Raw genomic sequence first — 10,606 nt, 5'->3', positions numbered from 1 at the left:
TTGGTATCGTTCTTCTCGGCTGAGGTGCTTGTACATTGGGCAACTTCGACTTGGCGGTTAAAGCGGCCATGATGCTCTCGCATCCTCAGCCACCTATAACCAGTTCATCTTTGTTGCACTTCGTCCTTGAATCCGCCAAACTTTGATCAGTCAGTGTGTGCTACAGCCCGTGCCTGCCTTCTCGGGCATGGGGGCATCGCGGTCAACGCCTGCTTCTTTGAGGCGGCGTTCGTAATCGGCCCAGAGTTGGTCTTGTTCAGCACCTAAGAAATACAGGTATTCCCAAGTGAACAAGCCGCTGTCGTGACCGTCGCTGAAGGTGGGTTTGACGGCGTAGTTGCCCACGGGCTCTAAGCCTTCCAAGTCCACCAAGCGTTTGCCCGTTTGCAACACCTCTTGGCCTGGGCCGTGGCCCTGCACTTCGGCGGAGGGGCTGTAGACACGCATCAACTCAAACGGAATGCGAAAACTCGCACCGTCGGCAAAGCTGACTTCCAGCACACGCGATGCGCCATGTACCGTGATGTCTTGGGGTGCGGGGGTGTTTTTTTGCAAGCCAGCCATGAGGGTTCCTAATTAAACGAGCACGCGTTCAATGCCGCCGGCATTGGCTTGGGCCACATACTCGGGCATCCACTGCTCACCCAAGATTTTGCGGGCCATCTCGACCACGATGTAGTCGGCTTCCAGCAAACCGTTTTGCAAGTCGTCCCCATAGCGGGTCAGACCTTGCAAGCAGCTGGGGCAGCTGGTGAGGATTTTCATATCGCCTTTTGCTTCGCCCGTCATGGCGCGCAAAGCGGACTCGTCCTTTTGCAACTCGGCTTCTTTGCGGAAACGCACTTGGGTGGCAATGTCAGGACGCGTCACACCCAAGGTGCCCGACTCGCCGCAACAGCGCTCGCTCTTGACCACTTGGTCACCCACCAAGGCTTTGACCGTTTTCATGGGGTCTTGCTGTTTCATGGGGCTGTGGCAGGGGTCATGGAACAAGTAGCCCGCTTGCTGATCCGCGCTGAGCTTGATGTCCTTTTCCAACAAGTATTCATGGATGTCGACGATGCGGCAGCCAGGGAAGATCTTGTCAAACTGGTAGCCCTGCAACTGGTCAAAACACGTGCCGCAGCTCACCACCACGGTTTTGATGTCGAGGTAGTTGAGCGTGTTGGCCACGCGGTGGAACAACACGCGGTTGTCGGTGATCATCTTCTCGGCTTTGTCGAACTGGCCCGAGCCTTTTTGCGGATAGCCACAGCACAAGTAGCCAGGTGGCAACACGGTTTGCACGCCTGCGTGCCACAACATGGCTTGCGTGGCGAGGCCCACTTGGCTGAACAAACGCTCAGAGCCGCAACCGGGGAAATAGAACACCGCTTCCGTCTCGGACGTGGTGGTCTTGGGGTCGCGAATGATAGGCACGTAGTCTTTGTCTTCAATGTCCAACAAAGCACGCGCGGTTTTCTTGGGCAAGTTACCGGGCATTTTTTTGTTGATGAAGTGAATCACCTGCTCTTTGATGGGCGCGGTGCCCACCGTGGCAGGCGGTGCCTTGGTTTGCATACGGGCCACCACGCTGAGCGCATCGTGCGCCAAGCGTTGCAGCTTCATACCCACGCCCACCATGGCGCTGCGGGCGAACTTGATGGTTTCGGGGTTGGTCGCATTGAGCATGAACATCGCCGCCGCGTTGCCGGGACGGAAGCTCTTTTGGCCCATCTTGCGCAACAGGTTGCGCATGTTCATGGAGACATCACCAAAGTCAATCTTCACCGGGCAAGGCGACAAGCACTTGTGGCACACCGTGCAGTGGTCGGCCACGTCTTCAAACTCTTGCCAGTGTTTGATGGACACGCCACGGCGGGTTTGCTCTTCGTACAAGAAGGCCTCGACCAACAACGAGGTGGCCAAAATTTTGTTACGTGGGCTGTAGAGCAAATTGGCGCGTGGCACATGCGTGGCACACACCGGCTTGCACTTGCCGCAACGCAAACAGTCTTTCACGCTGGCGGCAATGGCGCCAATGTCGGACTGCTGCATGATGAGCGACTCATGGCCCATCAAACCAAAGCTGGGTGTGTAGGCTTGGCTCAAATCGGCGTGGCGCAGCGATGTGTCTACATCTTGGTTACGCAGCAACTTGCCTTTGTTGAAGCGGCCTTCGGGGTCAACCTTGGCTTTGTAATCAGCGAAGGGTTGCAACTCTGCGTCGGTCAAAAACTCCAGCTTGGTGATGCCAATGCCGTGCTCGCCCGAAATCACGCCGTCGAGCGAACGCGCCAGCACCATGATGCGGGCCACCGCCTCGTGCGCGGTTTGCAGCATGGCGTAGTTGTCGCTGTTGACGGGAATGTTGGTGTGCACATTGCCGTCACCGGCGTGCATGTGCAGCGCCACCCACACACGGCCTTTGAGCACGCGTTGGTGAATGGCATTGCACTCGTCCAAGATGGGTGCGAGTTGCGCGCCCGTGAAGATGTTTTGCAACTGCGCACGGATTTGTGTTTTCCAGCTCGCACGCAAGCTGTGGTCTTGCAACTGAGGGAATAACGCATCGCACTCATTCAGCCACTGCTGCCACAGGCCACGCACTTCGCCAATGCGCGAACGGGCTTGTTGCACACGGTCTTCCAACAACTCAGGGGTGGGGATGTCGGCAGCGTCGTCAGACTTGCCTAAATATTTACTGAGAAGCAAATTGCTTTTGGCGAAGAAGTCTTCCAAGGCGTCGCAGAGTTCGAGCTTGTTGCGCAAGCTCAGTTCGATGTTGATGCGCTCGATGCCGTCGGTGTACTCGGCCATGCGGGGCAAAGGAATCACCACGTCTTCGTTGACCTTGAACGCATTGGTGTGGCGGCTGATCGCAGCGGTGCGCTTGCGGTCGAGCCAAAACTTTTTACGAGCCTCGGGGCTCACTGCCACAAAGCATTCGCCACTGCGGGTGTTGGCCATGCGCGAGACTTCGGAGGTGACGCGTGCCACCTCGTCGGCGTCGTCGCCCGCGATGTCGCCAATCAACAGCATCTTGGGCAGGCCGCCGCGTTTGCTCTTGGTGGCGTAGCCCACGGCACGCAAATAGCGGTCATCCAAATGCTCCAAGCCCGCCAGCAACACGCCGCTGCGTTTTTGCTCGGCAAACATGTAGTCTTTGATTTCCACAATGCTGGGCACCGCGTCTTTGGCGTTGCCAAAGAACTCCATACATACGGTGCGCGTGTGCGCGGGCATGCGGTGCACGATCCAACGTGCGCTGGTGATCAAACCATCGCAGCCTTCTTTTTGCACGCCGGGCAAACCGCTCAAAAACTTGTCGGTCACATCCTTGCCCAAGCCTTCTTTGCGGAAGGACTTGCCCGGAATATCCAAGCGTTCTTGGCGGATGAAGGTTTTGCCGTCCGCTTGGTAGTACTTCAGTTCGAAGCTGGCCATCTCGGCATCGTGAATCTTGCCGAGGTTGTGGTCCACGCGAATGACGTCGAGCCACTGCGCATCAGGGGTGACCATGCGCCAGCTGGCCAAGTTGTCGAGCGCAGTGCCCCACAACACGGCTTTTTTGCCGCCCGCGTTCATGGCGATGTTGCCGCCAATGCACGAGGCTTCGGCAGACGTGGGGTCCACCGCAAACACAAAACCACCGCGTTCTGCGGCATCGGCCACGCGCTGGGTGACCACACCGACTTCGGTGTAGATGGTGGGCACTTTGTGCGCGACACCGGGCAAGTCGATCATTTCGACTTCGGTCATGGCTTCGAGTTTTTCGGTATTGATGACCGCACTCTTCCATGTGAGCGGAATCGCACCACCCGTGTAGCCCGTGCCGCCGCCACGCGGGACGATGGTGAGGCCGAGGTCGATACAGCCTTTGACCAAGCCAGCCATTTCCGCTTCGGTGTCGGGGGTGAGCACGACAAAGGGGTATTCCACACGCCAGTCGGTGGCGTCGGTGACGTGGCTCACACGTGAGAGACCATCGAACTTGATGTTGTCATGAGCCGTGTGCTTCTTGAGCAAGCGCGCAGCTTTTTTGCGCAAGGCAGCAATCGCGTCGAACTGCTGGTTGAAAGTTTCAACCGCACGACTGGCCGCTTGCAGCAGTTGGCCCACCATGGCGTCACGTTCGGTGTCGGCATCGGGTGTGCGGCGCTGCTCGACTTCACCCAAACGGTGGTGCAAAGCCTCCACCAACTGGTGGCGGCGTTTGGGCGAATCCAGCAAGTCGTCTTGCAGATAAGGGTTGCGCTGCACCACCCAGATGTCGCCCAACACTTCATACAACATGCGGGCCGAACGACCTGTGCGGCGTTCTTGACGCAAACGCAGCAACAACTCCCACGCATCGGCACCGAGCAAACGCAGCACGATTTCTCGGTCAGAGAAGGAGGTGTAGTTGTAGGGGATTTCGCGCAGTCGCGGGCTTTCTTCAGCCGTGGCGAGCAAGTGGTTCAGCGAGGTGGGAGCATTCATGGTGTGGTGTGCGCGCTAAGGCGCATTGGGGCGCGAATTAAGGCCCGATTTTACCGCAGGGGCTTAGGCGCTCTGAGGGGAGTCCCTAAGTGCACTTACTGGCTTTGGGGGTGTCGGGTAGCGGTTTTTAGGGGTATTGCTGGTGACATGGGTTTTGAAGTCACTTCTGGACAGTGAGCAGGCCGTATGCGCGTTGGCTCCTCTTCGCTGCGCTCAGAATGTCGCTCACCGTGCACACGGCCTGCTCACCGTCTTGCGGAGTGATAAGGTGCACCTCGCGCACAAAATCGCCAGCGCAAAGCCCAAGGCGAACAGCCTGCGTGTACGGTGAGCGACATTCTGAGCGCAGCGAAGAGGAGCCAACGTACACGCAGGCTGTTCGCCTTGGGCGCTTCACGTCAACGCTGCCAGCCTTTGCACATCAGCCACTGGGCGGAACCGCAGGCGATGACGAGGGCCGAATAGGTGGCCATTTTTCCGTCCACCCCCCAAACAAACAAGCCGCCAACCAGCACGGCAGAGCCTAAAACACCGCTCACCACGGTCTGTTTGGGCAAACTCCAACTGGCCAAAGGTAGCCAGCCACGGGTGACAAACCGAGCCACCAGCGCGCAAAACAGGGCCACGCCCCATGCCGGCGCGATGAGGTTAAACGTGTGAATGATTTGTTCTAAAGAACCCATGCGAGTAAATTTTATAATCTGCGTTATGGCAGTCTGGGCTTTAGGCCTCAATCACACGACAGCCCCGCTTGATTTGCGGGGCCGTTTTGCTTTTGCGGTCGAACAAATGGGTCCGACCCTCGCGACCCTGCGCCATTCTTTTGCACCCGACAGCGAGGTGGCCATCCTATCCACCTGCAACCGTACCGAGATTTATTGCGCGGGCAGCGAAACCCAAATGCAACAGACCTTGGCTTGGCTGGCCCAGTCGGGCGGCGTGTCAGCCGCCGACCTCAAAGGCCACACCTACGCCCTGCTGGAGGCCGATGCGGCCCGTCACGCGTTTCGCGTGGCCAGTGGGCTGGACTCGATGGTGTTGGGCGAGCCTCAAATCTTGGGCCAGATGAAAGACGCGGTGCGTGCCGCATTCGAGGCTGGGGCCTTGGGCACCACCCTCAACCAACTATTTCAGCGCTCTTTTGCGGTGGCCAAAGAGGTGCGCAGCTCTACTGAGATTGGCGCGCACTCCATCAGCATGGCCGCCGCCGCCGTGCGCTTGGCCAGCCAACTGTTTGAAGACCTGAGCGAAACCCGTGTGCTATTTGTGGGCGCGGGCGAAATGATTGAGCTGTGCGCCACCCACTTCGCGGCCAAAAACCCAAAAGCCATTGCCATTGCCAACCGCACGCTGGAGCGCGGCGAAAAGCTGGCCACGCAATTCAGCGGCGAGGTGATGCGCTTGGCCGACTTGCCGCAGCGACTACACGAGTTTGATGTGGTCATCAGCTGCACCGCCAGCACCCTGCCCTTGATTGGCTTGGGTGCGGTCGAACGCGCACTCAAGCAACGCAAACACCGCCCCATGTTCATGGTGGACTTGGCCGTGCCACGCGACATTGAGCCCGAGGTGAAGTCACTCGAAGACGTGTATCTGTACACCGTGGACGATTTGTCGGACGTGGTGCAAACCGGCCAAGCCAACCGCCAAGCCGCAGTGGCGCAAGCCGAAGCCATCATCGATGCAGGCGTGCAAAGCTTTGAGCACTGGATGGACCAGCGCAGCCATGTGCCGTTGATTCAACAACTCAACACCCAAGCCGAAGATTGGCGCAGCGCCGAGTTGGCCCGTGCGCGCAAGTCCCTCGCCAAAGGCGACGATGTGGATGCGGTGCTGGAAGCCTTGTCACGCGGCCTGACCCAAAAAATGCTGCACGGCGCGATGGCCGAGCTGCATGCAGGTGACGCAGCGTCGCGCGAGCGTGCGCGCCATGCGATTGAGCATTTCTTTTTGCGCGGCAACCGTTAGGCGCTGACCCCATGAAAGACTTTTTGCGCGCTCAACTCGAGCGCCACACCCAACGCTTGAACGAGCTGGACTTCTTGCTGTCTCGCGAAGACATCATGAAGGACATGACGCAGTTCTTGGCTTTGTCACGCGAGCACACCGACGTGACCGCCACAGCCGGTCGTTACGCACGCTACCAACAACGGGAAGCGGATTTTCAAGCGGCACAACAGATGCTGCAAGACGGGGGGGACGATGCCGACATGCGCGCTATGGCCGAAGAAGAAATTGCCAGCGCCCAAGCCGAACTGTTGCTGCTCGTTGCCGAGCTGCAACGCATGTTGCTGCCCAAAGACCCAGACGATGCACGCCCTGCGTTCATCGAAATTCGCGCGGGCACAGGCGGCGATGAGTCGGCTTTGTTTGCCGCCGACTTGCTGCGCATGTACGTGCGCTATGCGGAGCGTCAAGGCTGGCGCACCGAGGTCGTGAGTGAATCGCCCAGCGAGCTGGGCGGCTACAAAGAGGTGGTCGTGCGCATGGACGGCGGTTCAAGCGGCGACGGCGTGTATGGCTGGCTCAAGTTCGAGTCGGGCGGCCACCGCGTGCAGCGCGTGCCCACCACCGAAACCCAAGGCCGCATCCACACCAGTGCTTGCACGGTGGCGGTGCTGCCCGAGCCGGATGAGGCCGAGGCCATCAAGATCAACCCGTCGGATTTGCGCATCGACACCTACCGCGCCAGCGGTGCGGGTGGTCAGCACATCAACAAAACAGACTCTGCCGTGCGCATCACCCACTTGCCCACGGGCATCGTGGCCGAGTGCCAAGACGGCCGCAGCCAGCACAGCAACAAAGCGCAAGCGCTGAAAGTATTGACCGCGCGCATCCAAGAAAAAGACCGCTCAGAACGCGCCGCCAAAGACGCGGCCATGCGCAAGGGCCTCATTGGCAGCGGCGACCGCAGCGATCGCATTCGCACCTACAACTTTCCGCAAGGGCGTTGGAGCGACCACCGCATCAACCTCACGCTGTACAAACTTAACTTCATCATGGAGGGTGATTTGAGTGAGGCGATGCAAGCCTTGAAACACGCCCATGAGGCCGAGCAACTGGCTGCGCTGGAAGGCAAGCCATGAGTGTGATGTCTTCCGTCGTCACACTGGCTGCACATGCAGAACACTCTTCGTTAACCGTGGCCCAAGCCGCGGCTTGGGCACAAACCTTGGGCCTGCCGCGCCTAGAAGCGCAAGTACTGCTGCTGTACGCCTTGGGCTGCGCACCGCACGACCGTGCTTGGCTGTTGGCGCATGGCGATGACGCGCTGGACATGGCCGTGCAAACCACTTTTGAAGCCTACGCACAACGTCGCCTGAGCACCGAGCCTGTGGCTTACATCACGGGCCAAAAAGAATTTTTTGGCTTGACGCTGCAAGTTGACCGTCGCGTACTCGACCCACGTGCGGACACTGAAACCTTGGTGGAATGGGCCTTGTCTTGCTTGGCTGACACACCCCACCCTGACGTGGTAGATCTTGGCACCGGCAGCGGCGCGATTGCCTTGGCCCTCCAACACGCGAGAGCGGATGCCCACGTGTGTGCGGTAGACGCCAGTGCTGGTGCCTTGAGCGTGGCGCGCGCCAACGCCGAACGCTTAGGCCTGCCTGTGGACTTCCATCAAGGTTCGTGGCTCGCGCCCCTCAAGGGCCGAACCTTTGACGCCATCGTGTCGAACCCGCCTTATGTGGCGCGTGATGATGCACACTTGGCCGCCTTGACGCACGAGCCTTTGTCGGCTTTGGCTTCTGGCGCTGAGGGCTTGGACGACATTCGCATCATCGTGCGTGAGTCGGCACAACACCTCAAACCCAAGGGCTGGCTACTGTTAGAGCATGGCTATGACCAAGCCCATGCCGTGCAAACCTTGCTGGGCAACCAAGGGTTTGTGAATGTACAAAGCCGCCCTGACCTTGCGGGCATCTTGCGCTGCACGGGCGGACAATGGCAGACAGTGAAATAATTAACTTTTGATTTGGAGAAACTGTATGCCCCCACGTTTATCACCTCGTGTATCCACTGCCCCTCGAGGGGGCTTGACCTCCTTTGCGGCGGTTCGGCAGGAGGCCCTATGAGCGACGCACAACAACGCATTGATGAACTCGTAAAGGGCAACGACGTGTTGCTGTTCATGAAGGGCAGCGCCAGCTTCCCCATGTGTGGTTTTTCCGGCCGTGCGGTGCAAGTGCTCAAAGCTTGCGGCGTGGACCCCAAAGCCATCAAAACCGTGAACGTGCTGGATGACGCTGAGATTCGCCAAGGCATCAAGGAATACAGCAACTGGCCCACCATCCCCCAGCTCTACATCAAGGGCGAGTTCATTGGTGGCTCCGACATCATGATGGAAATGTATGAGTCGGGTGAGTTGCAAAAAGTCATCAACGAAACCGCATAGTCACCCCATCAGCGTTGCGGTTCTTTGGCGTTGGCCCCCTCACGTATGAGGGGGCGACGCCCAGGTGTCACGCTGTCGTCCTCCGCCTGTACGAGCGTGAGGGGCAGCATACGCAGACTTCGTGCAGCAAACACGTTTGCACTAGCACCTGCCGTGATATTGGCAGCAGATCCCACAAAAGGGCAAGCTCCCGTGCTGCGGTGCTTGAGTACGCCGGCAAGCAAGGTCTCGCTGGGGTCACCGAGTACGTGGTCTAGATCATCATCTAGCACGCAGGTTGGTGCCATCCCCTCTGCGTAATCGCCAAAGTCCTTGGCATTGAGGAATTGCATCTAAATCGGAAAGTATGCAATACCGTTGTGTGTATTGCTTTGAAAGCCATAGGGTTTGCCACAAGTCTTTTGCCCAAGGGTGATGACTTGTACATCTACACCACGTAAACCGTTGATGACGGCTTCGCTGGCCGAACAGGTGGAACCCGTGGTCAGCACATAAACACGCGCAAGACCCAAGTGAGGCAAATCATCGCTGCGGGTGCATGTGTAGTCAGATGACATGATGCAGGCTTGCGCTGCAAAGTTTTTGTTATCCTGAGAACGCCCACTGTTTGGACCATATTGGGCGCTGTAGAAGACTTTGTTGTTTGTCGTGGCAGGTATGGACAGCATGGAGGCCAAGGCATTAGCCACGTAAAGATAGCCCCCGCCGTTGTAGCGCATGTCCACCACCACATCGCTGACCTTAGCCGCTTTGAAACGGTTAATCGCCTCGATCAAGGCCGCCTCTGCGGGTGCGGTGTAGTCGGTGAAATGGACATAGCCAACGGCTTGTTTGTTCTTGTCTATCAGAATTCTCGTCAGTGGCACGGATTGCGGTATGTAGGGCGCACTGTCTACCGCTAACGTCAGCGATTCACCGTTGCGACGCACCTCAAGCGTAGTTCGACAAGCAGTGCTCGGGTTGATGCCGCCATTCCAAAGCTGGCGGGCTTGTGATGTGGCACCCGCCTCAGTCCACGTGACGCCTTGAACTTTGACCAAGGTGTCGCCGCGCTGCAAGCCACTGGTACGCGCGGCAGCAGAGTCGGGTTCAATGTAACGCAATCGAAATATGCCAGGATCAGCCACTTTGCCCCATTCAAGGCCGAGGCCCGTGACGCTGTTACCTTCGTAGTAAGCGGCAGTAGCGCGGACCGTACTGACGTAGCTGTAGCGGTCTTTCTTGCGCCCACTGCTTATGACTAGGGGGCTGAGTAGTGCTTGGAAATACGCCTTCAAGGAGTCATAGGGTGCGCTGGCATTGCTGTAGGCACTGTCTTGGGCGTTGACGGCAGGAGTGTCATTGGGCCAGAGATAATTCTGGGTCATCAAACTCGCTACCCAACGCTTGTCGTCATCAAGCTGCTGGACGGTGACACCACTGAGGTCAATGCTTGTGCTGTTGGTTGGGGCGGGTGCACAGATGGTACGGACTGCATCGCTACTGCCACTGCTACCGCTTCCACCACCACACCCTTGCGTGACCATGATTACAAAAGCAGCCAACCACGCGAATGCTGTGCGCAGCGGCATAGATTGCATTTTTAGATACATACCAATACAAGCCTTTAAGGAAGGTCTGCACAACGCATGAATTTGTAGCGTGACTTGTTACGGACTTCACGATGTGCAATTGTGTGCGTCGATAGCACGATTTTTCGGCGTAAGAGACCCATTTCGTCATCCCACCTTTGCCCTCAGGCCCCTT

The 10,606-nt window shown here is 58.1% G+C and carries 9 protein-coding genes; 4 read left to right on the top strand and 5 right to left on the bottom strand.

Annotation, left to right across the window (positions count from 1 at the left end):
- Positions 1 to 150 precede the first annotated feature (150 nt).
- From RMS03_RS07480 to RMS03_RS07470, 3 genes are all read right to left on the bottom strand, one after another.
- Positions 151 to 564, bottom strand: a complete 414-nt coding sequence (locus tag RMS03_RS07480; protein ID WP_310626458.1) for a DUF971 domain-containing protein — start codon at positions 562 to 564, stop codon at positions 151 to 153.
- Between the two features lie 12 nt (positions 565 to 576).
- Positions 577 to 4,461 carry an FAD/FMN-binding oxidoreductase gene (locus RMS03_RS07475; protein WP_310626457.1) on the bottom strand — a complete coding sequence of 1,295 codons (3,885 nt, stop codon included), beginning with the start codon at positions 4,459 to 4,461 and terminating at the stop codon, positions 577 to 579.
- Between the two features lie 398 nt (positions 4,462 to 4,859).
- The gene (locus RMS03_RS07470) at positions 4,860 to 5,144 is read right to left on the bottom strand and encodes a hypothetical protein (protein WP_310626456.1); all 285 of its coding nucleotides are present in this window, start codon (positions 5,142 to 5,144) and stop codon (positions 4,860 to 4,862) included.
- 25 nt (positions 5,145 to 5,169) lie between these two features.
- Here RMS03_RS07470 and hemA point away from each other — a divergent pair, with 25 nt between their 5' ends.
- The 4 genes from hemA (at position 5,170) to grxD (ending at position 8,860) form a co-directional block, all read left to right on the top strand.
- Positions 5,170 to 6,429: a glutamyl-tRNA reductase gene (gene hemA, locus RMS03_RS07465; RefSeq protein ID WP_310626455.1), complete on the top strand. Its 1,260-nt coding sequence runs from the start codon at positions 5,170 to 5,172 to the stop codon at positions 6,427 to 6,429.
- 11 nt (positions 6,430 to 6,440) lie between these two features.
- Positions 6,441 to 7,547, top strand: coding sequence for a peptide chain release factor 1 (gene prfA, locus RMS03_RS07460; RefSeq protein WP_310626454.1), 1,107 nt, complete (start codon positions 6,441 to 6,443; stop codon positions 7,545 to 7,547).
- The gene (gene prmC, locus RMS03_RS07455) at positions 7,544 to 8,428 is read left to right on the top strand and encodes a peptide chain release factor N(5)-glutamine methyltransferase (protein ID WP_310626453.1); all 885 of its coding nucleotides are present in this window, start codon (positions 7,544 to 7,546) and stop codon (positions 8,426 to 8,428) included. The genes prfA and prmC overlap by 4 nt, the downstream gene beginning before the upstream one ends.
- 108 nt (positions 8,429 to 8,536) lie before the next feature.
- On the top strand, positions 8,537 to 8,860 hold the full coding sequence (gene grxD / locus RMS03_RS07450) for a Grx4 family monothiol glutaredoxin (protein WP_310626452.1): 324 nt from the start codon (positions 8,537 to 8,539) through the stop codon (positions 8,858 to 8,860).
- A gap of 8 nt (positions 8,861 to 8,868) precedes the next feature.
- Here grxD and RMS03_RS07445 read toward each other — a convergent pair whose 3' ends face one another.
- Both RMS03_RS07445 and RMS03_RS07440 read right to left on the bottom strand, forming a co-directional pair.
- The gene (locus RMS03_RS07445) at positions 8,869 to 9,192 is read right to left on the bottom strand and encodes a hypothetical protein (protein WP_310626451.1); all 324 of its coding nucleotides are present in this window, start codon (positions 9,190 to 9,192) and stop codon (positions 8,869 to 8,871) included.
- Complete coding sequence (locus RMS03_RS07440; RefSeq protein WP_310626450.1) at positions 9,193 to 10,431, bottom strand: S41 family peptidase; 1,239 nt, start codon at positions 10,429 to 10,431, stop codon at positions 9,193 to 9,195.
- Between the last annotated feature and the right edge of the window lie 175 nt (positions 10,432 to 10,606).

It is taken from the genome of Limnohabitans sp. (assembly GCF_031538885.1).
GTDB lineage: Bacteria > Pseudomonadota > Gammaproteobacteria > Burkholderiales > Burkholderiaceae_C > Limnohabitans.
The sequence above is the reverse complement of the archived record's forward strand: the minus strand, read 5'-3'. Positions and strand labels throughout refer to the sequence as shown.

Bases quoted from the DNA above. Each gene is read 5' to 3' on its own strand.
- RMS03_RS07470 (WP_310626456.1), bottom strand. From the start codon at position 5,144: ATGGGTTCTTTAGAACAAATCATTCACACGTTTAACCTCATCGCGCCG.
- hemA (WP_310626455.1), top strand. From the start codon at position 5,170: ATGGCAGTCTGGGCTTTAGGCCTCAATCACACGACAGCCCCGCTTGAT.
- grxD (WP_310626452.1), top strand. From the start codon at position 8,537: ATGAGCGACGCACAACAACGCATTGATGAACTCGTAAAGGGCAACGAC.
- RMS03_RS07480 (WP_310626458.1), bottom strand. From the start codon at position 564: ATGGCTGGCTTGCAAAAAAACACCCCCGCACCCCAAGACATCACGGTA.
- RMS03_RS07440 (WP_310626450.1), bottom strand. From the start codon at position 10,431: ATGCCGCTGCGCACAGCATTCGCGTGGTTGGCTGCTTTTGTAATCATG.
- prfA (WP_310626454.1), top strand. From the start codon at position 6,441: ATGAAAGACTTTTTGCGCGCTCAACTCGAGCGCCACACCCAACGCTTG.
- RMS03_RS07475 (WP_310626457.1), bottom strand. From the start codon at position 4,461: ATGAATGCTCCCACCTCGCTGAACCACTTGCTCGCCACGGCTGAAGAA.
- RMS03_RS07445 (WP_310626451.1), bottom strand. From the start codon at position 9,192: ATGCAATTCCTCAATGCCAAGGACTTTGGCGATTACGCAGAGGGGATG.
- prmC (WP_310626453.1), top strand. From the start codon at position 7,544: ATGAGTGTGATGTCTTCCGTCGTCACACTGGCTGCACATGCAGAACAC.